Consider the following 24,736-nt stretch of genomic DNA (forward strand, 5'->3'; position numbering starts at 1 on the left):
CCGTACGGGAATCGAACCCGTGTTACCAGGATGAAAACCTGGCGTCCTAACCCCTAGACGAACGGACCAAAACAATCATTCTGATTGCGGGTGCAAATATACAATTCTTTTTGTTATTTGCAATAAAAATTATTTTTTTATTTCTTTTATTTTCACACTAAAAAGAAACAAAAGAACTTGTAGTCCGTACGGGAATCGAACCCGTGTTACCAGGATGAAAACCTGGCGTCCTAACCCCTAGACGAACGGACCAAAACAATCTTTTTTACGATTGCGGGTGCAAATATAAAAACTGTTTTTTATTGCGCAAAGCTTTTTTTTATTTTTTTAATATGCTTTTGCAAAAAGCACTCTTTTTGCTGAAGGTTTTCCTGTTAACACACATACCCCTTCCTCTTCTTTTGTATCATTAGGAATACATCTTATGGTAGCCTTTGTTAATTCTTTAATCTTGTCTTCAGTTTCAATAGTACCATCCCAATGAGCAGAAACAAATCCACCTTTGTTTTCAATCACTTCTGTAAACTCATCAAAAGAGTTCACTTCAGTGATATGCTCATCTCTGAACATTAGTGCTTTATTAAAAAGGGTTTCTTGAATCTCTTCTAATAAATTTGTTACAACATCTATCACCTCATCTCTAGAAATAGTCTGCTTTTCAAAAGTATCACGACGTGCAACCTCAACAGTACCATTTTGTAAGTCACGTTTTCCCATTGCAATTCGTACAGGAACTCCTTTTAATTCATATTCAGCAAATTTTGCTCCTGGCCTGTAAGTATCTCTATCATCAAACTTTACAGAAATTCCTTTAATACGTAATTCTTTTACAATTACTTCAACTTTCTCAGAAATAGCATTTAGTTGCTCTTCCCCTTTGTATATAGGCACAATTACAACTTGAATTGGTGCTAATTTTGGAGGTAATACTAAACCTGCATCATCAGAGTGTGTCATTATCAGTCCACCTATTAAACGTGTTGACACCCCCCAAGAAGTGGCCCATACATATTCTTGCTTTCCTTCTTTAGATGTATACTTAACATCAAAAGCCTTTGCGAAATTTTGCCCTAAGAAGTGTGAAGTTCCAGCTTGTAATGCTTTACCATCCTGCATTAATGCTTCTATTGTTAAGGTATCGTCTGCTCCTGCAAAACGCTCGCTTTCACTTTTTATTCCTTTAACAACTGGCATTGCCATAAACTCCTCAGCAAAAGTTGCATACACCTCTTGCATTTGCTTTGCTTCAGCTATTGCTTCTGCCTTTGTTGCATGTGCTGTATGACCTTCTTGCCATAAAAATTCTGCAGTACGTAAAAACAAACGCGTACGCATTTCCCATCGTACAACATTTGCCCATTGATTAACTAACAAAGGTAAATCTCTATGCGATTGAATCCAACCTTTATAAGTATTCCAAATAATTGCTTCAGAAGTAGGACGAACTACCAATTCTTCTTCTAATTTAGCTTCAGGATCTACACGTAATTTACCTTCATTATCTGGGTCATTTTGTAAACGATAATGCGTAACTACCGCACATTCCTTTGCAAAACCTTCTGCATTTTTTTCTTCTGCTTCAAACAAACTTTTAGGCACAAAAAGGGGAAAATAAGCATTTTGATGTCCTGTTTCTTTAAACATTCTATCTAATTCTTTCTGCATGTTTTCCCAAATTGCAAATCCGTAGGGCTTAATTACCATACAACCTCTTACTGCTGAGTTTTCAGCTAAATCGGCTTTTACAATCAATTCGTTATACCATTTCGAGTAATCTTCGGCTCTTTTTGTTAAATGTTTGCTCATATTCAAAAGTTTGGCATAAATATTGTTATTTTTTATGCGTAAATTGTGTCTGCAAAACTACATTAAAAAGGTAACAAGCCCAACAAAGAACTAATTTTTTGCAACTCATAAAAAAACAATTTGCTTTAACCTAAAATAAAAGAAGTCATGAAGCTATATTACACCAAAACCAAACTCCCTTTTTATATCCTATCATTTTTAATGGCAGCTACATTTATATCTTGTGGTTCTGCACAAACGGTTACTGGTAGTGATGATGGTATTTATGCTGATGAGATAGAGCAACCTCAACGTAGAGTGATTGTTACCGATGATCGTGCTTATGACATATATCAAGAAAATTATTTCACCAAAGAAGTAGAACGTTTAGATGCTTTAAATGGTACCGACATTTTCACTGATATAGAAAATTATAAGTCTGAAAGTGTGGACTCTTATGATGATGAAGATATTATTTATGAAGAAGAGCCTGAAACAAGAATTACATATAATGGAAATGAACCTTGGGGTTATTCTGATAATAATGATGTGGTTATAAATATCAATACTTATCCAAGATGGGGTTATTACAACGATTGGGATTATGGCTATGGATACAATTATCATAGACCTTGGTGGAGGTCTCGCTACTATGGCGGTTGGGGATATAACTCTTACTGGCACCCTTACCATTGGAACTCTGGTCTTTATGTTGGTTTAGGTGGGATTTATTATAACTCTTACTGGAACTCTCCTTATTACAGGTACAACCATTATAGACCATATAGATACTATAACAATCGTTATTATAAACATCCTTATAGAGGCGCTAACTATTACAGAGGGCACAGAACTGCAACAACCTCTAGAAGAGGTTACACTTCTGGTCGTAGAGGAACTACAACTTCAAGACGTTCTTCTAATGTTTACAGAAGAAGTAATGGTAGAACCTACCGCAATAACACTCGCTCTACAAGAAATACGCGAAGCTATAATACAAGAAGAGGAAACAGTTCTAACAATAGAAGCATCAAACGATCAACTAGAACAAGAAGGTACAACTCTAATGGTAATAGCAGATCTACTCGTAGCTACAAAGGCACACCACGTTCTACAAGAAGCTCAAGAGGAAACTCTAGAGCTTCCAGTAATAGTGGTGCTCGTCGATCAACATCTGTAAGGAATTCTAGAAGTTATACTAAAAGAAATCAAAACTCTAATAGATCTGTTAGAAAATCGACTTCCCCAAGAAGCTATTCAAAGTCAACCAAAAATAGCAGAAAAAACTATGCTTCTCACAAAAGCAATAATTCAAGAAAATCTAGAAGTTACTCTAAACCTTCTAGAAGCTCTCGTAGCTATTCAGCTCCATCAAGAAGCACTAGAAGTAATTCTTCTGCAAGAAGTAACTCAAGAGGAAGTAGCAGAAGCTCATCAAGAAGTTCTAAAAGATAATCTTACTGTCAGATTTCAAGATAAGTTTTTAACGAATTAATGAAAAAAATGAAAAAAATTTTAACCTTCGCGATAATTATCGCCAGTACATATACTGCCTATTCACAATCACTAGGCTACAATGATTTAGGAATTTTATTTTCAAAAGACGATAATTACGGAACTGCTCGTTTTGAAGCAATGAGTGGAGCCTTTGGAGCATTAGGTGGAGACATATCTTCTTTTGGAATTAACCCAGCTGGTAGTGCCGTTGCTATTAAGAGTACTTTTGGAGTAACCCTAGGTAACAGAAACACCACCTATTCGGCTAAATATTACGGAAATACGGTAGAAACCGAGGATGATTTTTTTAATATTACCCAAGCTGGTGGTATTTTATCTTTCGACTCTGCTCATAACTCTGATTGGAACCGTTTTGCTTTAACTTTTAATTATAGATTAAAAAGTGATTTTGAAGGTTTATTCTCTACACAAGGTAATAGTGGTCAAGCATTATTCAATGAACACCCTGATGATATTACAAATCAGTACGACAATGGACAAGAGCAACGTTTTTTTAATTCTACCTATGGAGAGAGTAGCATTTTTGAAATGGGATTCTCTGCTGTACATCTAAACAAATTATATGCAGGAGCTAGTATAAAGTTTCATAACTTTAGCTTTGGTCAAGTTACCGAATTAAGAGAGGTTAATGAGGATGATAATGGGAACACCTTAACAGCTCTTAACATTCAAGATAGTTACTTTGAAGGTAGCGGAATTTCTTTTAGTGCTGGTTTTATATACAAAGTAAATCAAAGCTTCCGTTTCGGATTAGCTTATGAAACACCTACATGGTACAACGAAGTTTTTGAAGATAGTAATTTGAATGTTTTCGACCCAAATGATTCTAGATATGATGACTGGGTAGGCTATACAGAAATTTCAGCAACAAACCAAAACACTGATGTAGATAGCGGTGAAGAATTTAACTCAAACATTTTCAGACTACGAACTCCAAGTAAACTTACAGCTAGTACAGCATTTGTTTTTGGCAAACAAGGTTTAATAAGTGCTGATTATACATACAAAGACTACAGTGGTACAAAATATAGAGAAAACGATCCTTTTTTTACAGAAACTAATCAAAACTTTGATAATGACTTTAAAGGTACCCACTCCTTAAATATTGGTACTGAGTGGCGTTTTGACAAAATGAGTGTTCGTGGTGGTTATCATTATGAGCAAAGTCCTTATAAAAATGCTTTAGACGATGATAACATTTCTGGATTTTCATTAGGACTTGGTTATAACTTTGGAAACATTAAATTTGATTTATCTTACACTAATTCAGAAAACAACAGTCCGTATCATATATACAACTCACCAGCTGTTGATGTGAATCCTATCGAACTAACAACTGATACATCACGAATTTCTGGAACAATTACTTTCAGTTTATAATTCATAAAAAACATAGAAGAAGAGTCCTGCTATATGCAGGACTTTTTATATATCCATTTCTCAGTTTTTTACCGTAATTTTGCTTCTTATTTACAACTTATGAGTTCAACAAAAATAAACATACAAGAAACCAATAACGAAACCATTCTAAAGTTTGTTAGTAACAAAATTTTAGTCAATGGTGGTAGTTATGAATACAATAATATAGACGAGGCTAAAAACTCTCCGTTAGCACAACAGCTATTTCATCTTCCTTTTGTGAAAAAAGTATTAGTTACAGCTAACTTCATTGCTATTCAACGATATGATATTGTTGAGTGGAGCGATGTTGAAGAAGAGGTTCGCGAGCAAATAGAAGCTTATATACAAAGTGGTAGTTCTGTAGTAAAAGAAGAAACTACTAAGAAAGATGCTGTTGAAGTATATGCAGAGGTTACTCCAAACCCAGCAGTAATGAAATTTGGAACCAACAAAGCTTTAACACAAACTGATGTTGAATTCAAAAACATTGAAGAAGCAAGCAAATCTTCTCCTTTAGCACAAGCATTATTTAGCTTTCCTTTTGTAAAAGAAATTTTCATTTCTGAAAACTACATATCAATCACAAAGTATGACATGATTGATTGGAATGAAGTGTACCAAGAAGTACGTACCTTTATTCGCAGCTATATACAAGAAGGTAAAAAAATCATTACTGAACTACCTAAACAACAAACTACGCAAAACGTTGAAGTTCCTAAAGAGAGTTTAACCGATACTGAAGCTAAAATTGTTGATATTTTAGATGAGTATATAAAGCCTGCAGTAGCTTCTGATGGTGGTAATATCGCATTTCAATCATACGATGCCGACAACAAAAGAGTAAGTGTTGTTTTACAAGGGGCTTGTAGTGGTTGTCCATCATCAACAGTAACATTAAAAAATGGTATTGAAACCATGCTTAAAGAAATGTTACCTAACCAAATTAATGAAGTCGTTGCTATTAACGGGTAGTTAACCGTAAACCAAATAAAACACATGTCTGAAAAGATCAAACCATATAAAAATTCTGAATTAGGAAAGAAAGAGCAAGTTGCTCAAATGTTTGACAATATTTCTGAAGATTACGACGGATTAAACCGTGTTATTTCTTTAGGAATTGATGTTAGTTGGCGTAAAAAAGTAGTAAAATTAGTAGGAGAAAATAATCCGCAACAAATTTTAGATATAGCAACTGGTACAGGTGATTTAGCTTTGATGATGTCTGAATTAAACCCTGAAAAGATTGTAGGCTTAGATATTTCTGAAGGAATGCTGCAAGTAGGAAGACAAAAAATAGCTAAAGCTAACTTATCAAATAAAATTAAGATGATTGTTGGTGATAGTGAAAGCATCCCTTTTCCTGATAATACTTTTGACGCAATTACTGTTTCTTTTGGAGTTAGAAACTTTGAAAACTTAGACAAAGGTTTAATCGAAATATTACGGGTATTAAAACCTGGAGGTAAATTTGTGGTATTAGAAACCTCTAACCCAACCAAATTTCCTTTTAAGCAAGGATATAAATTGTATACCAATTATATTTTACCTATTATTGGTAAACTCTTTTCAAAAGATAAAGTTGCATACTCATATTTATCAGAAACAGCAAATACTTTTCCTTTTGGAAAGGCTTTCAACAATATTTTACAAAAAAACGGGTTTAAGAATGCAAAGAATATACCTGTAACATTTGGTGTTGCATCAATTTATACCGCTTTAAAATAGTATGTTAAAAAAGCTTTTACTTTTCGGAATTTTAGTAGTGTCATTATCATCACAAGCTCAAAGAGAAAAAATATTAAAACTTCCTAGTTTTGATAAACCTCTTTTTCATTATGGTTTCTACCTAGGTGCAAATAATAATGGTTACAAAATTTCCTATGCTCCTAGTGATTTTGACGATGCCGAAATTGAAATTGAGTCATCTATTGGTTTTAATGTAGGTTTAATTGCCGATTTAAGACTACATAACAACATTAACCTTCGTTTTGAACCTGGATTAATGTCTAACACGAAAACATTGCGTTTTAAACATATTCCTGGTGCAGATAACATAAACACTCGTGAAGTAGGCGCCACTTACCTACATTTACCTCTCCTTTTAAAATTAAGCACAAACAGACTTAATAACATGAGACCTTATGTTATTGGAGGGCTTTCATACGACCATAACTTTTCAAGCAATGAGAGAAATAGTGATGACAACTTTGCTGGTGAGTTCAGGACTACAACAAATAATTTTATGTATGAAGTTGGCATTGGTGTAGATTTTTATTTAAGTTATTTTAAGTTTTCTCCTTCAATAAGAGGTGTTTTTGCTATTAACAATGAAGTTAAATATGACAACAAACCTTCTTCTCAATGGACGGATCCTATTAATTTCCTAGGAACTAGAGGAGTGTTTTTACATTTAGCTTTTGAGTAATATTTTTATCTAAAACACATACAATAAAAAAAGGCTTTCTAAATTTAGAAAGCCTTTTTACATTTAAAAATAATATGAAGTCCCCCGAAATCTTATTACTCTATACCTATTAGACACACTTTATTTTTTAAGGTCACATTTTTTTTAAAAAAAACTCACAAAAAAAGACCGCAAAATGCGGTCTTGTTTCATAAAGATTACTCTTTATTAGTTGGATAGAAGTCCCCCGAAATCTATCGTACTGTTAAAAACATTGTTTTTAGCGTTTTCAAAGATATAAAAAAATGTTAATCTCATCACTTTTTTACAACTATTTTATTGTTAACCACATCTTTAATAGGTAAAATAACCTTTCCTGCTTCTGTATTTATTGTAATACATATATTATCTATAGCTACAACAACTCCCTCTATATCATTAATTATAACTTTTTCTCCTATTGAAATATTTTTTCTAGAATAATAACCAAAAAGTAATCTTGAAACAGCATCTCTTGCACCAAACCCAAAAGCTAAGGTAAAAGCTAATAGCACAGACCCTATTAAAAGAGTTAAATTACTTTTAATTACTGATGTATCTACTCCTGCTTGATCTAGTGCTGTTATAGATAAAAATACAACAATAAGATAAAAAGCAATATTGCCTACTAGGTTTCCTCCAGAAACTTCAATAGATTTAAACATGGATTGAATAGCTTTTTTCACCATAGTTCCTAAGTAAGTTCCACCTACAAAAATACCTACCGCTGTTAATAGGTTTGGTAAATACGCAAAAAAACTTCTAATTCCATCGGATACTACAGTTAAACCAAACATTTCGGCACCGACCATTACAAAAACAAAAATCAAAAACCACTTTAGCACAGCCAAGATAACATTGGTAAGCACGATGTTTATCGTACTACTTCCAAAAATTTCTGTCTGTCTAAGTTTCTTTGACCATTCATCTATTTTTGTTTTTGCTAATGCTTTTCTAACAAGGTATAAAAAGACCTTTATAATAAGCCAAGAGAGGATTACAAAAGCTAAAAAACCCGCTACTGTTGGTAGTGAATCTACTATATCTTGAAAAATATTCTTAAAAGGGGTTAAAAAATCTATCTTTAAAAAACTCATAACTTTTATGTATAGTGGTATATTTGGTTAGTCTGGATTACTTCACTTCTTTTTTCCGTTTGGTTCTGTACCCCCAATTAAATCAACAATTGCACTGGGGTATTTAACCACGAATAAATCAGCCATATCTATTGATAGCTTTATCATTGCCACATCATTAAGCACCTTATCTTTTAGTACTTCTGGCAATTCTTCGTTATGTAATATTTTTTTAAATGGATTATCCATAATTTATTACAATTCGTTATACGCTTTCACCACTTTCGCTTTAGCTCTTTTTAATCGCATTTTTACTGCGCTTTCCCCTAAATCTAATCCTATTGAAATATCTTTAATACTCATTTCATCTTGATACTTCATTAATAAAATCATTTTCTCTAAAGGAGAAATCATTTCTAGTGCTTTAGCTAATTTATCTGACTTTAACTCGAACAGTGTAGCGTCATCTATATCATCAATATTACTTTCCTCTCTTATTTCATCTGTTACTACCGTTACTCTTTCTTTTTTCTTCTCTTTATTTCTCTGTACATAATTAACACAAAAATTGTAAGTAAAAGAATATAACCAAGTAGAAAACTTAGATTTTCCTTTAAAAGTTCTCAATTTAACAAATAAACGAATAAATACATCATGTGTTAAATCTTGAGCCTCTTCTTTACTTTTGGAAAACCCATAGCACTTATTATACACCACACCAGCGTAACGATCGTATAAAACAGCAAACAAATGAGTATCATTTTTCTCTACTATTTTACGAACTAAATCTTCGTCGCTTATTTTTTTTACATCAATACTCTCCAAGGGGCAGTACAGTTAGTTTCCTTCTTAGTTACACATTAATTTAGACACCTACTCTACCAGATGGTCACTCAATTATTGCTCAAACAACAGATTTTAACATTTCTTTAACAAAGAGACGAAATTTTTCAAGAAATACAAAAAACTTTGTAACATTATTTTAATTGCATACGTATAAGATAATGTAGACTGATTGATAAATTAAAAATACACTTGAAGTAGATGAGACAACTTAAAATTACAAAACAGGTTACCAACAGAGAAACCGCGTCTTTAGATAAATATTTGCAAGAAATAGGAAAGGTAGATTTAATTACTGCTGATGAAGAAGTTGAATTAGCACAAAGAATTAAAGCTGGTGACCAAAGAGCCCTTGAAAAACTAACCAAGGCTAACTTACGTTTTGTTGTATCAGTTGCAAAACAATACCAAAACCAAGGATTAACATTACCTGATTTAATTAACGAAGGTAACTTAGGATTAATTAAAGCTGCGAAACGTTTTGATGAAACTCGTGGATTTAAATTTATATCATACGCAGTATGGTGGATTCGTCAATCTATCTTACAAGCTTTAGCTGAGCAATCTCGTATTGTACGTTTACCATTAAACAAAATTGGTTCCATAAACAAAATTAATAAGATGTATGCTTTCTTAGAGCAAGAAAACGAGCGCCCACCAAGTGCTGAGGAAATTGCTAAGAAATTAGACATGACTGTTAATGATGTTAAAGAGTCAATGAAAAACTCAGGTCGTCACGTATCAATGGATGCCCCTTTAATAGAGGGCGAAGATTCTAACTTATATGACGTATTAAACTCGGGTGAATCACCAAATCCTGATAAAACTTTACTACACGAATCTTTACGTATTGAGATTAATCGTGCGTTAGAAACGTTAACACCTCGTGAGGCTGATGTAGTAAAATTATACTTTGGTTTAGGAGAGCACCAACCAATGACTTTAGAGGAAATTGGTGAAACATTTGATTTAACTCGTGAACGTGTACGTCAAATTAAAGAAAAAGCTATCAGAAGATTAAAACACACATCACGTAGTAAGATTTTAATGACCTACTTAGGCTAATAATATAAACAACAACAAATAGTTATCGTAACTATTAGTTTTTGATTAATGAATGAAAGCTCTCAAATATGAGAGCTTTCTTTTTGATTTTAATGCCCTTAGTTTTAACTATATTTGCACATAATAACAACACAACAACTTATATATTAATGGAAAAACTTGTAGCCCCATCAATTTTAGCGGCTGATTTTGGAAACCTACAACGTGATGTTGAAATGGTTAATAATAGTAAAGCAGATTGGTTTCATATTGACATTATGGACGGTGTTTTTGTTCCAAATATTTCTTTTGGAATGCCCGTTTTAAAGTCAATTACAAAACACGCTACTAAAACAATTGATGTACATTTAATGATTGTAGATCCTGATCGCTACATTCAGACTTTTGCAGATTTGGGTGCCGACATTTTAACGGTACACTATGAAACTTGTACACACTTACACAGAACTATTCAGGCAATAAAAGCAGCTGGCATGAAAGCTGGGGTTGCTTTAAACCCACATACACCTATCGCAGTTTTAGAAGATATTATTAAAGATTTAGATTTAGTTTGTATTATGAGTGTAAACCCAGGATTTGGAGGACAATCATTCATTGAAAATACTTACAAAAAAATTCAACAGTTAAAAAACTTAATTCAATTTAGTGAATCTTCTACTCTAATTGAAATTGACGGTGGTGTAACTGACCAAAACGCTAATAAACTTGTAGAAGTTGGTGCTGATGTGTTAGTTGCTGGTAGTTTTGTTTTCAAAAGTGATAACCCTACCGAAACAATTGAAAATTTAAAAGCTATTATAAATTAAGACTACTTTTAAAAAACAATCGTGTCTAAACTACACTATTTTTTAACTAAAAAAGCTATATAACATAAATTATATAGCTTTTTACTTTTTTAATTAGGCTCGCAAAAAATCTCATTCATACAAATATAACCTGAAGGAAGAGGTTCACATCTAGTACACATTACGTAAGTCCATCCACCTTGAATGGATTTTTGCTCTGACTTATTTAGAATCAAACCTAAATTTGTAATATTTTTCAACACAACAAAATGTTTTAATCTTCTCAAAAAACAAGACCTTAATCAGGATTTAACTCATAAAAAACCGTAATAAAAGTAAGGTTTATCCATAATTTTAACCTTACTAATCTCCTTCTACCAAAGCTAAAACTGCTCTAATAGGTAATAAACTAAATCAGTGGTAGTTACAATCCCTACTAATTCATTATTATCAACAACTGGCAAAGCATGAAACTCTTTTTTTGCTAAAATCTCTGCAACTTCTTTAATTGTAGTACTAGAATTTACAGTTTCCAGGTTTTTTGCCATTACTTGGTCTATTGTAAACATGTTATACACTACAGTATCAACGTCGGTTTCATTTCCATCAACTGCATCTGCAAAACTTATTCGTAATAAGTCTGTATAACTTAACATTCCTTTTATTTCATTTCCACTAACTACTGGAATGTGTCGTATATGTTCTTTTTTAAATATTTTCTCTGCCGTCATTAAATCATCAGTACTACTTAATGTAATTACATCTTTAGTCATTATAACTGAAACTGGTATTCTTTTTTTCATCTTTGTAAGGTTTTATGTTATTATTTACTTCAAATTTCAGTAATAAAAACAAGTATAAACCTGATTAAAATCATAGATTTTCATCTATTTTATTTCTATCTAAAAATGTAATTATTTAACTATTTTTACAAAAACATTTTATCTTGATAGAAGATTTACAGAAATACTACGGTTATTTATTTGAGGAAGCATTATTAAAAGAAATAGCTGATGTTGCTATAGCTAAAGAAGTAAAAGCTAATGAAGTTATTATTGATATTGGCAGTTACATTACTTCTATCCCTCTGTTATTAAGTGGTGCCATAAAAATTTTACGTGAGGATAAAGAAGGAGACGACTTAGTTTTATACTATATAGAAAAGGGAGACACTTGCGCCATGACCCTTTCGTGCTGTATGGGGCAAACTAAAAGTAAAATCAAAGCTGTGGCTGAAACCGATGTAAAACTATTGATGATTCCTAAACAAAAAATGAGTGAATGGCTAAGCAAGTATAAAAACTGGCAAGAATTTATTTTGCATAGCTACCATAGTAGATTACAAGAGTTCATTGATGCTATTGACACTATTGCTTTTTTAAACATGGATGAACGTTTATTAAAATACCTAAAAGACAAAGCCTTAGTAAATCAAAATGAAACAATTAGCGTAACACACCAACAAATAGCTAACGATTTACACACTTCTAGAGTAGTTATTTCAAGACTTTTAAAAGCCTTAGAAAAGCAAGATAAAATAGAACTAAATAGAAATCAAGTTAAAGTGTTAGAACTTTAATCTTGTAACTTAAGTTACATTTTTTTTAAGAGGATCGTTCTACCTTTATGGTAAATATTAAAACGATGAGTAAATTTTCTAAAATAAACAAAGGAGTTCCCATTTTTATACTTTTTTAAAGAAAATAAGCTATTATGGCAACAATCGGGAATGTTATATAAAACGATTTGGGTACTATTATTAACGGTTATATGAAATAATATCGTTATTTTTATAACACTTTATCTACTACAAAAAACGTTCTTATTTAATAATCTCATAAACTATCTTCAAAATGGAAGACATGCTCTTTTATGATAGAATGCAATTTGCTTTTACCATTACCTTTCACTACTTATTTCCGCAATTAACCATGGGACTATCACTCATGATCGTTTTCTTCAAATGGAAATTTTTAAGGACTAAAATTGAAAAATACAACGATGCTGCTAAATTTTGGATGAAAATATTTGCATTAAACTTTGCTATGGGAGTTGTCACTGGAATCCCTATGGAATTTCAATTTGGAACTAATTGGGCAAAATTCTCTGAACTTACTGGTGGTATTATAGGTCAAACATTAGCCATGGAAGGAATGTTTTCTTTCTTCTTAGAATCTTCCTTTTTAGGGCTATTTTTATTTGGAGAGAAAAAACTAGGACACAAACTTCACTTTTTAACTGGATTCCTTGTCTTTTTAGGCTCTTGGGCAAGTGGTTTTCTAATTATAGCTACACATTCTTGGATGCAAAACCCTGTAGGATATGAAATACTGGCCAACGGTAAGTTTGTATTAAATAACTTTTCAGCCTTATTCTCAAACCCATGGTTATGGCCTTCTTATTTGCACAATCAGGCTGCTTCCTTGGTAACAAGTTCTTTCGTAGTAGCTGGTATTGGAGCTCTTTATCTTTTAAATAAAAAGCATGTTGAATTTGGAAAATTATTTTTAAAAACTGGAGTTATTTTTGGAGTTATAGCATCTATTCTGGTTGCTTTTCCTACAGGTGATTTAGCCGCTAAAAATGTTGTCAAATATCAACCTATAACCTTTGCCGCTATGGAAGGAATATTTGAAACAGAAAAAGGAGGCTCTGAAATAGTGCTAATTGGACAACCAAATATGCTGGAAAAAAAATTAGATAATAAAATAGCCGTGCCTAACATCCTGAGCTTTTTAACCTATCAAGAATGGAATGCAGAGATTAAAGGACTCAATGAGTTTGATGAAAAAAACTACCCAACAAACATACCGGGTTTGTATTATGCATATCATATAATGGTAGGTTTAGGAACTATTTTTATTGCATTAATGTTAGCTAGCATTGTACAATTATTCAGAAAAAAATTATATCAAACAAAATGGATTTTATGGTCTTTACTCTTCATGATTCCATTCCCATATATTGCCAACACTACTGGTTGGTATACTGCTGAACTTGGCCGTCAACCTTGGTTAGTTTATAATTTACTACGAACGTCTGCTGGAGCATCTCCTACAGTATCCTCAGGAAACACTTTATTTACTCTTTTAGGATTTATCGGATTATATCTACTATTAGGAATGTTATTTCTAATTTTAGTAGGAAAAATCATTAACAAAGGACCTCAAACAACACATTAAATTATGGAACTTTTTTGGTATATAGTATTAGTTACGATGTTGGCCATTTATGTTATTTTAGATGGTTATGATTTTGGAGCAGGAATTATTCACTTATTCTTTGCTAAAAAAGAAGAAGATAAAAAGAAAGTCGTAAAAGCAATAGGTCCTTTTTGGGATGCGAACGAAGTATGGTTAATCGCTGCGGGAGGTGTCCTCTTTTTTGCTTTCCCTACTTTATATGCTTCTTCATTTAGTGGTTTTTATCTTCCTTTAATGATGGTTTTATGGCTACTAATTTTTAGAGCTATTGGTTTAGAGTTACGCGGACAAATACACAATAGAATATGGGAAAGCATTTGGGACAAAGCTTTTGGAATTGCCAGTCTACTTCTCGCCTTATTTTTTGGAGTGGCACTAGGAAATGTTGTACGTGGTGTTAATCTAGGTAACGTTGTAAATGGTGTTTCTACTCATGAGGCACATTACTTTTTCCTCCCTTTATGGAATTCTGAATTCTCTCCTCATTCTGAAACACTTGGTGTTATAGACTGGTTTACTTTACTTCTGGGAATTATTGCAGTGGTATCACTAACTATCCATGGTGCCAATTGGGTTATTTTCAAAACCAATGCTAGTATTAACAACCAGCTAAAGAAAGTTATTTTTGCTCTTTCTTTTGTTTTATTAGGCTTAGTAATTATTTCATTAATCGCTTGGCATGTTATAGAACCTAAACCATTTCATAATTTCATAGAGCACCCTTTTCTATTGATTTTCCCTCTACTAACTTTTGTAGGGTTATTTGGTTTATTCAACGTAAAAAAGTACACAAAACACATCACTGGATTTTTATATTCTTCTTTGTTTTTATTGGGAGGTTTAGCAACTACAGTAGCATCAATTTTCCCTAAAGTTTTACCTTCAACCAATAGCATCAATCCTGATTTAACAATTTACAATGTAGCTGCTAACGAGTATGGTTTGTCTGTAGGTTTAAATTGGTTTTTTATAGCTGCGATACTAGTAGTTGTTTATTTTGTTATTCAGTATAAAGTTTTTAAAGGAAAAATGGATGATGTAGACTATGGCGAACATTAGCCTATTTTAACATAAGCTTACTTAAGGCATACCTTTTAAAACCATACGACTCTGTAACTAAAGTTACTGACTACCGTATATGTTCCCACTAAATTTGCTGTTATAAAACAGTAAAAATGGAAACATCATATATTCGTTTATTTACGCTAGCACTTTTTATAACTGCTACTACCCTAGCTCAAACTAAAACTTCCATTTCCAAAAGTGAGGTTTTGAAAAGAGTTCAGGAAAATAATACCTCTTTAAAAATAGCTGAACAAAACTATCAGCAAGCACGTGCCGATTACAAGCAAACCAACGCTGTGTTCTTGCCAAATATTACTGCTTCTCATACAGGAATTATAACTACGAATCCGCTAATGACATTTGGTAGTAAGTTGAATCAGGAAATTTTAACACAGGCAGATTTCAATCCTGATTTATTAAATAACCCGAAACGAACACAAAACTTCGCTACTAAAATTGAAGTACAACAACCTTTAGTGAATTTAGACGGTATTTACCAACGTAAGGCTGCTAAAACTAAAATGGAAGCAACCAACTTGCAAACACAACGTACTCAAGAATACTTATTACTTGAAGTAGAAAAAGCATACATGCAATTGCAATTAGCTCACAAGGGAGTTTCAGTATTAGAAAAAGCATTAAAAGCTGCAGAAGCAAACCAACAAATGGCAGAAAACAGCTTTAAGCAGGGATATTTACAACGTGCAGATGTACTAGCTGTTGAAGTTAGAGTTACTGAAGTAAAAAACCAGTTACAAACAGCAAAAAGCAATGTACTAAATGCTTCTAACTATTTGTCTTTTTTAATGAATGAAACACAAAACAACATTTATGAACCTTCAGATAGTTTGCAAGTACACTTAACGAATCAACTAGCTGACGTTACTATTTCTGAAAAACGTTCAGATATTAAAGCTATGGAATTAGCTTCTGAGGCTTATCAAAAAATGCACAAAGCCGATAAAATGGATTTTCTTCCACGCTTAAATGCTTTTGGTAGTTACGAATTATACGATGATAAAATTTTTAATGCAGATGCAAGTGGTTATGTAGTTGGAGCACAATTAACTTGGGATATTTTCAAAGGCTCTAAACGCTACGGAAAAGCACAAAAAAGTAAAGCTCAGTATGAAAAATCAAGATTAGAATACGAACAGTACAAATCTAAAAGTCAATTAGAGTTAAACAACACTAAACGATTGTTAAACGATGCTAAGGAACAATTAAAGTTAACCGAATTAGCTTTAAAACAATCAGAAGAAGCCTTACGAATCAGAAAAAACAGATTTAAAGAAGGATTAGAGAAAACGGCCGATTTATTAACTGCTGAAACACAATACGCTCAAAAACAATTAGAATATTACCAAACTGTATATCAATATAACTATACCAAAGCTTATTTACATTTTTTAACTCACTAAGTGAGATTTAAAATGCTCCGACACTTGTGTCGATTTTTTTAAATCAATTTCCTTTGGACACCTCGTAGGTTTGCTTTGAGGTAGTAAACTAAAAAATAATCAATAGTAAAAACGAACAAATGAAAACCATATATACAATCGCTCTTACCACATCACTCTTAGCAATAAGTTGTGGTAAAAAAGAAACAACAAATAATGGCAACAAACCAACGGTAGCTGTAAAAATTACTAAAGTAACCGCTAATGATACCAATCCATTTATAACAGCAAGCGGAAAAGTGGAAGCTACCAATAGTGCTGAATTAAGTACTCGTATGATGGGCTATGTAACCAACATACATGTAAAAGTTGGTGATAAGGTAAATAAAGGTCAATTATTAATATCTATCAATAACAGTGATTTACAAGCCAAAAAAGCACAAGTAGAAGCCAATATTATTAAAGCAAAAGCAGGATTTTCAAGTGCTGAAAAAGATTACAATCGTTTTAAAAACTTATTTGAACAGAACAGTGCTTCTCAAAAAGAATTTGACGATATCACTGTTCATTACAATATTGCCAAAGCGAATTTAGAAGCAGCAAAACAGCTAAGAAATGAAATCAACTCTCAGTTTGCTTATACTAATATTAGAGCTCCATTTTCAGGAGTAGTAACGAACAAATTTATTGATAAAGGTGCAATGGCGAATCCTGGAATGCCCTTAATTTCTGTAGAAGGAAAAGGTGGATTTGAAGTAACTGCGTTAGTACCAGAAAGTGATATTTCTCAAATTAAAAAGGATACAAAGGTTGATGTAACTATCAAATCAATCAACAAAACAGTTACAGGTAACGTATCGGAAGTTAGTACCTCAGCAAAAAATACTGGTGGACAATACTTAGTTAAAATTAACCTAGATAAAACCAATATCAAATTATTATCAGGAATGTTTGCAACGGTACAGTTTCCTATTGAAAAAACACAAAAAAGTACTGATATGGTTTTAATTCCCTCAGAAGCTTTAGTACACAAAGGACAACTATCAGGAATTTATACGGTAAGTCAAAGTAATACTGCTGTGTTGCGTTGGTTACGCTTAGGAAGAACTTTTGGAAACCAAGTAGAAGTTTTATCAGGCTTATCAACCAATGAAAGCTACATTGTTTCTTCTGAAGGTAAACTTTACAACGGAGCGAACATTACAATTCAATAAAATCAATTTGAAAATAAATCAATCACCCCATTTTCAAATCAACAAATTTTCAAATTATATAAAATGAAAGAAGGTTTAGCAGGAAAAATAGCCAAAGGGTTTATAGGCTCTAAACTTACCATCTTACTAATGGTAGTGTTTATGGTAATTGGTGTGTACAGTTCTTTTTTAATTCCGAGAGAAGAAGAACCACAGATTGATGTGCCTATGGCTGACATTTTTGTAGGATACCCAGGAGCGAGCCCTACAGAAGTAGAATCAAGAGTTATCAAACCCTTAGAAAAAATAATTTCTAACATCAAAGGAATAGAGTACGTATACTCTACTTCGATGAAAGAACAAGGAATGGTCATTGTTCAGTTTTATGTGGGAGAAGACATCGAACGCTCGTTTGTAAAACTATACAATGAGATTAACAAACATATGGATCAAATGCCGAAAGGTGTTACGATGCCTTTGGTAAAAACACGTGCAATTGATGATGTACCTATGTTAGGGTTGACATTATGGAGTGAAAACTATGATGACTATCAATTAAAACAAATGGCACAAGAACTCACCAACGAAATCGAAAAGGTAAACGATGTAGCGATTACTCAAAAAATTGGAGGTAGAAATCGTGAAGTACGTGTGGTCGTAGATAAAGATAAATTAGCCGCTAGTGGGCTAGACTTTTTATCGGTTACTGAAATGCTAAAAGCCAGCAATCAGCAACTAAGTGCTGGAAGTTATGATAAAAATGATATCGAGTTTTTAGTAACTACAGGAAAGTTTTTACAATCTGCTGAAGATGTAAAAAACTTAGTCGTTGGTGTACAACAAAATCAACCGATTTATTTAAAACAAGTTGCGAACGTACTAGACGGTCCAGAAATCCCTAAAAACTATGTAAGTTTTGGGTACGGACAAGCAAGTAAAAATGCTTCCACGTATCAATCAGAATATCCAGCGGTAACCATTTCAGTAGCAAAACGAAAAGGAGCTGACGCCATGCAAATTGCCGATGTAATTTTAGCGAAGGTTAATTATTTACGTGCCAACTTAATCCCTGATGATGTACATGTTGAAGTTACACGTAATTATGGTGAAACAGCCTCTCAAAAAGTATCGGAATTATTATTACACTTAATCGGTGCAATTATCGCAGTAACGTTAGTGGTAATGTTAGCCATGGGATGGCGTGGTGGTTTAGTTGTATTCTTATCAGTACCCATCACTTTTGCGCTTACCTTGTTAAGTTACTACATGTTAGATTATACCTTAAACCGAATTACCTTGTTTGCTTTGGTATTTGTAACAGGTATTGTGGTAGACGATTCCATTATTATTGCCGAAAATATGCACAGGCATTTTAAAATGAAGCGACTGCCGTTTAAACAAGCTGCCTTATATGCTATTAACGAAGTAGGAAACCCAACCATATTGGCAACCTTTACCGTAATTGCTTCGGTATTACCAATGGCATTTGTTTCTGGATTAATGGGACCTTATATGAGTCCGATGCCTATTGGAGCTTCTATCGCTATGATTTTATCATTATTTGTTGCATTAACGATTACTCCATATTTAGGATATATTTTCTTACGTGAAAAAGACAAGCACGGTGCGGAGGAAAAGGCAGAAGAAGACGAAACCAAAGCTATGCAAAGCACGCTAATCTATAAATTGTATGAGCGATTCGAACGTCCGTTGATTGAAAACAAAACCAAGCGTTGGGCATTCTTAGGAATCACGATTGTTTTATTATTAGGTTCTATGTCGTTGTTCTTTACCAAATCGGTAGCTGTAAAAATGTTGCCTTTTGATAATAAAAATGAATTCCAGGTAGTAATTGATATGCCTGAAGGCACCACGTTAGAACGTACCGATGCAGTAACCAAAGAAATTGCACAGTACTTAGCTACACGACCAGAAGTAGTAAACTACCAAAGTTATGTGGGTACTTCTGCTCCTATTACCTTTAACGGGTTAGTGCGTCATTACGATTTACGTGGTGGTAATAATATGGCAGACATTCAAGTAAACTTAGTTGACAAGAAAGATAGAAGCATACAAAGTCATGATATCGCAAAGTCAATGCGTGGTGACATTCAAAACATTGCTAAAAAGTTCAAAGCAAATGTAAAATTAGTAGAAGTTCCACCAGGGCCTCCTGTATTATCTACCATTGTTGCAGAAGTGTACGGGCCAGATTATGAAAAGCAAATTGAAATTGCCAGCGAAGTTCAAAATATCTTACACAATACAACCGATGTAGTAGATATCGATTGGATGGTAGAAGACAATCAAACTGAGTACGAGTTTATAATCGACAAAGAAAAAGCAATGTTGTATGGTGTGGCACCTCAGCAAATTGCTTATACATTAAACATGGCATTGTCTAACAGAACGGTTTCAACCTTATATGATGAAGACGCCTCTAATCAAGTAGGAATTGTGTTTGCTTTGGATGAAAAAGAGAAATCTTCTGTTCAAGATATTGCTCAGTTACAAATTAAATCGCAACACGGCACTATGGTTTCTATAAGCGATTTAGTTTCTGTGGAAGAAAAAAACAGCGCAAAAAGTATTTATCGAAAAAATCAAAAGCGTGTAGTTTATGTGATGGCAGACATGGCTGGTGAATTGGAAAGTCCTGCCTATGCTATTTTAGGAATGGAAGAAAAGTTAAAAGAAATTCCACTTCCAAAGGGATATGAATTGAACGAATTATATATTAAACAACCCGATTTTGAAGATGATTACACCGTAAAATGGGATGGTGAATGGCAAATTACCTTAGAGGTGTTTAGAGATTTAGGTATTGCCTTTTTAGGAGTAATCATTATTATTTATATGTTGATTGTAGGGTGGTTTCAAAACTTTAAAGCTCCAATTGTAATGATGGTTGCAATTCCATTATCTATGGTAGGAATTATTTTAGGACACTGGATGATGGGGGCTTATTTTACAGCTACTTCATTTATTGGAATGATTGCCCTAGCAGGAATTATGGTACGAAACTCTGTCTTACTTATTGACTTCGTTAATTTACGTTTAGCAGAAGGAATTCCGTTAAAACAAGCTGTTATAGAAGCTGGTGCAGTACGTACTACTCCTATTCTACTAACTGCAGGTACTGTAGTTATTGGGGCATTTGTAATCTTATTCGATCCTATTTTCCAAGGATTGGCTATCTCTTTAATGGGAGGAACAATTACAGCTACAGTACTTACCTTATTAGTAGTGCCTTTGGTATATTATTTAATTGAACGTAAAAATTATAAGTAACATGAAAAATAGAATTGTACGCGGTATTGCAGGAGCTTTTATACTTATCAGTTTAACCCTAGCAATCAAAGTAAATAGTAATTGGTTATGGTTCACTGCTTTTGTAGGAGCCAACTTATTACAATCATCATTAACCAAATGGTGTTTACTAGATGATATTTTAACCAAGGTTTTTAAAGTAAAAGATTAATTTATTCTATGGAATAATTCAACATGAGTTGAATCTTATTATACAATTGTGGAAATTGTTGCTGTAAGTCTTCTGGAGTTTCAAAAAAGTGCTCCATAATTACAGCAACAAATTCCAATTTATTTGTTAATGCATATGCTCTAAAATAACTTGATGTTTTGATTCTTTCAATATTTGCTTTGTCATTCATAAAACTTGTTATTTCTCCGAACAATCTATAATAAATTCGAGAACTTACATCTTTCGATTTTCTTCCATGAAAAGTTAACGCATGTGAAAACTCATGAATTCCTAAGTTTATGTTATCATTTAACACAATATCTCCTAACAAAAAATCTTCCCAAGAAAACACTATAGATTTTAGCCTAGGGTTAAACTCTCCTTTGTGATATTGTTTAGTTATTGTTGAATAAAAACTGGTTGGGTATACGATAATTTTATCGAATGTAGCTGTGAGATATCTTCGCATACCGAAAGTTAATTTGACATACGATGTAGCTATTAAAACTTTTGCTTCTGGGGTTAACTCAAAATCATCCCTTTCAATAAAGTCATAGGTTCTAATAAACTTAGTTAATCGATGTTCAAAATATACTTTTTGCTTTTCATTTAACCTCTGATAAAAAGCTATATTTTCAACTAAAAACTCTTTCTTCTTCTTAGGCAACTTCTTCTTTACAAGATAAAAGTGCACAAAAATAGGTTTATTAAATATGTACACATAAATAGATTCTATTACGTTAACTCCAACAGCTATAAACCCCAAAAAGAAAGCGGTATATTTTATAAGAAAAAAAGGTTTCATTTTAATTTTTAAAATTCAAATATGGCTTATGTAACTTTAGTTACATTACTTCAAATTTCCGTTTTGTAATATTGCCTCAGTTAAGCAACTTTTTCTAATCATTTTCCCAAAAAAAAGCAGTAGATACAATTGTATCTGCTGCTTTATGTTTTTGTGACCCAGAGAGGACTCGAACCCCCAACCCTCAGAGCCGAAATCTGATGTTCTATCCAGTTGAACTACTGAGCCGTTACATTCTATTAAGCTAACTTTGCTTTTACAATTGCTGAAATTGTTTTTCCATCTGCTTGTCCTGCTAACTGTTTAGAAACAATTCCCATTACTTTCCCCATATCTTTCATTCCTTCTGCTCCTACATTTGTAATAGTTTTTTCTATAATTTTACCTATTTCTTCTTCACTTAAAGCTTCTGGTAAAAATTGTTCTAAAATAGCCGCTTCCGCTAATTCTGGTTCCGCTAAATCATTACGTCCTTGCTCCGTAAACACAGTTGCACTATCTTTACGTTGTTTGACTTGTTTTTGAATAATCTTTAACTCTTCTGCTTCAGACAATTCTCCTGCTCCAGCTTCAGTATTTGCCAACATAAATGCTGACTTTAATGCTCTTAAAGCCGTTAAAGCTACCGTGTCTTTAGACTTCATAGCTTCTTTCATTTTATCCATTACCTGTTTTTGCAAACTCATAATCTTATATTTTTAAAATATTAAAAAATCCCGATAAATCGGGATTTTAAAAATAAGTGTTATTCTTTTATTAATCTACATTATCGTGTAAAAACGAATTATTAGAACGTAATAAATCGTTATTATCAGTATTTAATGCCGTATCTGATTTACTAATATCCGATCCTGCTTCAATATCAACTCCTAATCTTTTATAGGCCGGTTGACGTTCAATTTCATCTATATTTTTACTAACTTGATCGTTAAACTTATAGTTAAAACCTTTCATCTTCTCCCTTCTTTCCTGTGCCCTTTTTTGCAACTCAGAAATTGTTAAGTCTAACGGAGAAACTTCCTCACTTGAAGTATCTATTCCATTAATTTCTTCTTGTGTTTTAGATTTCACCTCAAATTGTAATTCTTTTTCTACCTCTTCTTTAATTGTAGGAGTAGAACTTTTGCCAATTGTTGGTTGTGCACTAAAATCGTCTAACACATATCGTTTTTCAACTTTATGACTCTTTACTTCTTCAGCTTTTACTTCTATATTTTTAATCTCATTAGTAGTTTCTACTAAATGAGAGGTTGGCTTTATTTCTTCATAAGAGTTTAACGGCAAATCAAACAACAAATCTTGTTGTGTCGGTTGTTCCTTTATTTTTCTTTCTTCAACTTTAGGTTCAGCTATATTGGTAATGATAAAATCATCTTCAGAAACAGTTTCTATTTCTATTTCATCATACGTTACATCAATATTTTTTATTGCTTCTGTTGTAGGAATAGTTTTCGGTTTTGACTCAGGTTTTTCTTCCTCTAAAACATGAACAACCTTATTTGATGGCTTGTTTTTTATTGGCTCGTCAATTGCTGGAGACGTTTGCACTTTCTGATCACCAAAGTTATACGTTGCCTTTTGTTCATCTTCTAAAGTATGAACTATTTTTTTTACTTCTGTATTGGTAATATTCCCTTGCTGATCAGCGGCGAAACCCGTAGCTACAACTGTTACTGCTATTCCATCTTCTAATGACTCATCTTCTCCAATACCCATAATAATATTGGCATCGTACCCTGCTTCATCTTGAATGTAGTCATTTATTTCACCTATTTCATCTAGTGTAACTTCATTTCCTCCAGAAACGATTAATAATAATACATTTTTAGCTCCTGTAATTTTATTATCGTTTAACAATGGTGAATCTAATGCTTTTACAATGGCATTTTTAGCTCTGTTTGCTCCAGTTTCTTTTGCAGATCCCATAATTGCTGTACCACTATTTGACAATACCGTTTTTGCATCGTGTAAATCAATATTTTGTTTGTAGTGATGTGTAATTACCTCTGCTATCCCTTTTGCTGCTGTTGCTAATACTTCGTCTGCTTTAGAGAACCCTGCTTTAAACCCCAAGTTACCATAAACTTCGCGCAGTTTATTATTGTTGATAACAATTAATGAGTCTACATTATTACGTAGCTCATCAATCCCTTTTTGAGCTTGCTTTGAGCGCATTCTTCCTTCAAACTGAAATGGCATTGTAACGATACCTACCGTTAAAATATCCATATCTTTAGCTATTTTAGCAATGATTGGAGCCGCACCTGTACCAGTACCTCCCCCCATACCTGCGGTAATAAAAACCATTTTGGTATGTGTACTCAACATTTGTTGAATTTCTTGTATACTTTCAGCCGCTGCTTGTGCTCCAACTTCTGGATTTGCGCCTGCACCTAACCCTGAAGTTAAATGTGCTCCTAACTGAACTTTATTAGGTATTGGGCTGTTTTCTAATGCTTGTGCGTCTGTATTACAAATTACGAAATCTACTCCGTGAATTTGTTTACTATACATGTGGTTTACTGCGTTGCTTCCTCCCCCACCAACACCGATTACTTTAATGGCATTCGATTGTGTTTTTGGCATGTCGAATGAAATGTTATCAAATTCTGCGCTCATAATAACTTTTCTTTTTTATTAATTCTTATTCAATTTTACACTCCTTTTTAGGGG

The 24,736-nt window shown here is 33.0% G+C and carries 22 protein-coding genes and 2 tRNA genes; 14 read left to right on the forward strand and 10 right to left on the reverse strand.

What is annotated here, in order from left to right; genetic code table 11:
• Positions 1-180: 180 nt before the first annotated feature.
• Positions 181-252 (reverse strand) — tRNA-Glu (locus Q4517_RS12625).
• A gap of 75 nt (positions 253-327) precedes the next feature.
• Complete coding sequence (proS, locus tag Q4517_RS12630) at positions 328-1,806, reverse strand: proline--tRNA ligase (RefSeq protein ID WP_303510003.1); 1,479 nt, start codon at positions 1,804-1,806, stop codon at positions 328-330.
• Between the two features lie 147 nt (positions 1,807-1,953).
• Between proS and Q4517_RS12635 the strand changes: the two genes are divergently transcribed.
• From Q4517_RS12635 to Q4517_RS12655, 5 genes are all read left to right on the forward strand, one after another.
• Entirely contained in the window at positions 1,954-3,240 is a 1,287-nt protein-coding gene (locus tag Q4517_RS12635; protein ID WP_303510006.1) for a hypothetical protein, read from the forward strand.
• A 48-nt stretch (positions 3,241-3,288) separates the two neighbouring features.
• The gene (locus Q4517_RS12640) at positions 3,289-4,683 is read left to right on the forward strand and encodes an OmpP1/FadL family transporter (RefSeq protein WP_303510009.1); all 1,395 of its coding nucleotides are present in this window, start codon (positions 3,289-3,291) and stop codon (positions 4,681-4,683) included.
• Between the two features lie 99 nt (positions 4,684-4,782).
• Positions 4,783-5,676: a NifU family protein gene (locus Q4517_RS12645; protein WP_303510012.1), complete on the forward strand. Its 894-nt coding sequence runs from the start codon at positions 4,783-4,785 to the stop codon at positions 5,674-5,676.
• 24 nt (positions 5,677-5,700) lie between these two features.
• Positions 5,701-6,429: a bifunctional demethylmenaquinone methyltransferase/2-methoxy-6-polyprenyl-1,4-benzoquinol methylase UbiE gene (gene ubiE / locus Q4517_RS12650; RefSeq protein ID WP_303510014.1), complete on the forward strand. Its 729-nt coding sequence runs from the start codon at positions 5,701-5,703 to the stop codon at positions 6,427-6,429.
• 1 nt (position 6,430) lies between these two features.
• Positions 6,431-7,129 carry a porin family protein gene (locus tag Q4517_RS12655; RefSeq protein WP_303510016.1) on the forward strand — a complete coding sequence of 233 codons (699 nt, stop codon included), beginning with the start codon at positions 6,431-6,433 and terminating at the stop codon, positions 7,127-7,129.
• Between the two features lie 296 nt (positions 7,130-7,425).
• Here Q4517_RS12655 and Q4517_RS12660 read toward each other — a convergent pair whose 3' ends face one another.
• Genes Q4517_RS12660 through Q4517_RS12670 form a run of 3 tightly spaced genes read right to left on the reverse strand, consistent with a single transcriptional unit; the run spans position 7,426 to position 9,048 of the window.
• Positions 7,426-8,244: a mechanosensitive ion channel family protein gene (locus tag Q4517_RS12660; RefSeq protein WP_303510019.1), complete on the reverse strand. Its 819-nt coding sequence runs from the start codon at positions 8,242-8,244 to the stop codon at positions 7,426-7,428.
• A 42-nt stretch (positions 8,245-8,286) separates the two neighbouring features.
• Positions 8,287-8,472 (reverse strand): hypothetical protein, encoded by a 186-nt coding sequence (locus Q4517_RS12665; RefSeq protein WP_115901772.1) that lies wholly within the window; start codon positions 8,470-8,472, stop codon positions 8,287-8,289.
• A 6-nt stretch (positions 8,473-8,478) separates the two neighbouring features.
• The gene (locus Q4517_RS12670) at positions 8,479-9,048 is read right to left on the reverse strand and encodes an RNA polymerase sigma factor (RefSeq protein ID WP_115901773.1); all 570 of its coding nucleotides are present in this window, start codon (positions 9,046-9,048) and stop codon (positions 8,479-8,481) included.
• A 219-nt stretch (positions 9,049-9,267) separates the two neighbouring features.
• On the opposite strand from Q4517_RS12670, the gene Q4517_RS12675 reads away from it, so the two are divergent.
• Positions 9,268-10,131: an RNA polymerase sigma factor RpoD/SigA gene (locus Q4517_RS12675; protein WP_028891227.1), complete on the forward strand. Its 864-nt coding sequence runs from the start codon at positions 9,268-9,270 to the stop codon at positions 10,129-10,131.
• Positions 10,132-10,280: 149 nt separating this feature from the next.
• Positions 10,281-10,937: a ribulose-phosphate 3-epimerase gene (gene rpe, locus Q4517_RS12680; protein ID WP_303510031.1), complete on the forward strand. Its 657-nt coding sequence runs from the start codon at positions 10,281-10,283 to the stop codon at positions 10,935-10,937.
• A gap of 362 nt (positions 10,938-11,299) precedes the next feature.
• Here rpe and Q4517_RS12685 read toward each other — a convergent pair whose 3' ends face one another.
• Positions 11,300-11,719 (reverse strand): CBS domain-containing protein, encoded by a 420-nt coding sequence (locus Q4517_RS12685; RefSeq protein ID WP_303510034.1) that lies wholly within the window; start codon positions 11,717-11,719, stop codon positions 11,300-11,302.
• A gap of 143 nt (positions 11,720-11,862) precedes the next feature.
• On the opposite strand from Q4517_RS12685, the gene Q4517_RS12690 reads away from it, so the two are divergent.
• The 7 genes from Q4517_RS12690 to Q4517_RS12720 all read left to right on the forward strand — a co-directional run bounded on the left by Q4517_RS12690 (position 11,863) and on the right by Q4517_RS12720 (position 21,258).
• Entirely contained in the window at positions 11,863-12,495 is a 633-nt protein-coding gene (locus Q4517_RS12690) for a Crp/Fnr family transcriptional regulator (protein WP_303510037.1), read from the forward strand.
• 274 nt (positions 12,496-12,769) lie between these two features.
• A complete protein-coding gene (locus Q4517_RS12695; protein ID WP_125345565.1) occupies positions 12,770-14,098 on the forward strand; it encodes a cytochrome ubiquinol oxidase subunit I in 1,329 nt (442 codons plus the stop codon).
• Between the two features lie 3 nt (positions 14,099-14,101).
• Positions 14,102-15,178, forward strand: a complete 1,077-nt coding sequence (gene cydB / locus Q4517_RS12700; RefSeq protein ID WP_303510043.1) for a cytochrome d ubiquinol oxidase subunit II — start codon at positions 14,102-14,104, stop codon at positions 15,176-15,178.
• 116 nt (positions 15,179-15,294) lie between these two features.
• Entirely contained in the window at positions 15,295-16,605 is a 1,311-nt protein-coding gene (locus Q4517_RS12705; RefSeq protein ID WP_303510045.1) for a TolC family protein, read from the forward strand.
• A gap of 119 nt (positions 16,606-16,724) precedes the next feature.
• A complete protein-coding gene (locus tag Q4517_RS12710; protein ID WP_303510047.1) occupies positions 16,725-17,798 on the forward strand; it encodes an efflux RND transporter periplasmic adaptor subunit in 1,074 nt (357 codons plus the stop codon).
• A gap of 63 nt (positions 17,799-17,861) precedes the next feature.
• Entirely contained in the window at positions 17,862-21,068 is a 3,207-nt protein-coding gene (locus tag Q4517_RS12715) for an efflux RND transporter permease subunit (RefSeq protein WP_303510050.1), read from the forward strand.
• Between the two features lies 1 nt (position 21,069).
• The gene (locus Q4517_RS12720) at positions 21,070-21,258 is read left to right on the forward strand and encodes a DUF2892 domain-containing protein (protein WP_303510053.1); all 189 of its coding nucleotides are present in this window, start codon (positions 21,070-21,072) and stop codon (positions 21,256-21,258) included.
• 1 nt (position 21,259) lies between these two features.
• Here the strand turns inward: Q4517_RS12720 and Q4517_RS12725 are convergent, their stop codons facing one another.
• From Q4517_RS12725 to ftsZ, 4 genes are all read right to left on the reverse strand, one after another.
• On the reverse strand, positions 21,260-22,063 hold the full coding sequence (locus Q4517_RS12725; RefSeq protein ID WP_303510055.1) for a zinc-dependent peptidase: 804 nt from the start codon (positions 22,061-22,063) through the stop codon (positions 21,260-21,262).
• Positions 22,064-22,217: 154 nt separating this feature from the next.
• Positions 22,218-22,291 (reverse strand) — tRNA-Arg (locus tag Q4517_RS12730).
• Between the two features lie 11 nt (positions 22,292-22,302).
• Entirely contained in the window at positions 22,303-22,749 is a 447-nt protein-coding gene (locus Q4517_RS12735; protein ID WP_303510058.1) for a GatB/YqeY domain-containing protein, read from the reverse strand.
• 70 nt (positions 22,750-22,819) lie between these two features.
• A complete protein-coding gene (ftsZ, locus tag Q4517_RS12740; RefSeq protein ID WP_303510061.1) occupies positions 22,820-24,682 on the reverse strand; it encodes a cell division protein FtsZ in 1,863 nt (620 codons plus the stop codon).
• Between the last annotated feature and the right edge of the window lie 54 nt (positions 24,683-24,736).

This window comes from Tenacibaculum sp. 1_MG-2023, assembly GCF_030547425.1.
In the GTDB taxonomy this organism is placed as follows: Bacteria; Bacteroidota; Bacteroidia; order Flavobacteriales; family Flavobacteriaceae; genus Polaribacter.

Excerpts from the sequence above, each read along its gene's own strand:
- proS (WP_303510003.1), bottom strand. The coding sequence starts at position 1,806 with ATGAGCAAACATTTAACAAAAAGAGCCGAAGATTACTCGAAATGGTAT.
- Q4517_RS12635 (WP_303510006.1), top strand. The coding sequence starts at position 1,954 with ATGAAGCTATATTACACCAAAACCAAACTCCCTTTTTATATCCTATCA.
- Q4517_RS12640 (WP_303510009.1), top strand. The coding sequence starts at position 3,289 with ATGAAAAAAATTTTAACCTTCGCGATAATTATCGCCAGTACATATACT.
- Q4517_RS12645 (WP_303510012.1), top strand. The coding sequence starts at position 4,783 with ATGAGTTCAACAAAAATAAACATACAAGAAACCAATAACGAAACCATT.
- ubiE (WP_303510014.1), top strand. The coding sequence starts at position 5,701 with ATGTCTGAAAAGATCAAACCATATAAAAATTCTGAATTAGGAAAGAAA.
- Q4517_RS12655 (WP_303510016.1), top strand. The coding sequence starts at position 6,431 with ATGTTAAAAAAGCTTTTACTTTTCGGAATTTTAGTAGTGTCATTATCA.
- Q4517_RS12660 (WP_303510019.1), bottom strand. The coding sequence starts at position 8,244 with ATGAGTTTTTTAAAGATAGATTTTTTAACCCCTTTTAAGAATATTTTT.
- Q4517_RS12665 (WP_115901772.1), bottom strand. The coding sequence starts at position 8,472 with ATGGATAATCCATTTAAAAAAATATTACATAACGAAGAATTGCCAGAA.
- Q4517_RS12675 (WP_028891227.1), top strand. The coding sequence starts at position 9,268 with ATGAGACAACTTAAAATTACAAAACAGGTTACCAACAGAGAAACCGCG.
- rpe (WP_303510031.1), top strand. The coding sequence starts at position 10,281 with ATGGAAAAACTTGTAGCCCCATCAATTTTAGCGGCTGATTTTGGAAAC.
- Q4517_RS12685 (WP_303510034.1), bottom strand. The coding sequence starts at position 11,719 with ATGAAAAAAAGAATACCAGTTTCAGTTATAATGACTAAAGATGTAATT.
- Q4517_RS12695 (WP_125345565.1), top strand. The coding sequence starts at position 12,770 with ATGGAAGACATGCTCTTTTATGATAGAATGCAATTTGCTTTTACCATT.
- cydB (WP_303510043.1), top strand. The coding sequence starts at position 14,102 with ATGGAACTTTTTTGGTATATAGTATTAGTTACGATGTTGGCCATTTAT.
- Q4517_RS12705 (WP_303510045.1), top strand. The coding sequence starts at position 15,295 with ATGGAAACATCATATATTCGTTTATTTACGCTAGCACTTTTTATAACT.
- Q4517_RS12710 (WP_303510047.1), top strand. The coding sequence starts at position 16,725 with ATGAAAACCATATATACAATCGCTCTTACCACATCACTCTTAGCAATA.
- Q4517_RS12715 (WP_303510050.1), top strand. The coding sequence starts at position 17,862 with ATGAAAGAAGGTTTAGCAGGAAAAATAGCCAAAGGGTTTATAGGCTCT.
- Q4517_RS12720 (WP_303510053.1), top strand. The coding sequence starts at position 21,070 with ATGAAAAATAGAATTGTACGCGGTATTGCAGGAGCTTTTATACTTATC.
- Q4517_RS12725 (WP_303510055.1), bottom strand. The coding sequence starts at position 22,063 with ATGAAACCTTTTTTTCTTATAAAATATACCGCTTTCTTTTTGGGGTTT.
- Q4517_RS12735 (WP_303510058.1), bottom strand. The coding sequence starts at position 22,749 with ATGAGTTTGCAAAAACAGGTAATGGATAAAATGAAAGAAGCTATGAAG.
- ftsZ (WP_303510061.1), bottom strand. The coding sequence starts at position 24,682 with ATGAGCGCAGAATTTGATAACATTTCATTCGACATGCCAAAAACACAA.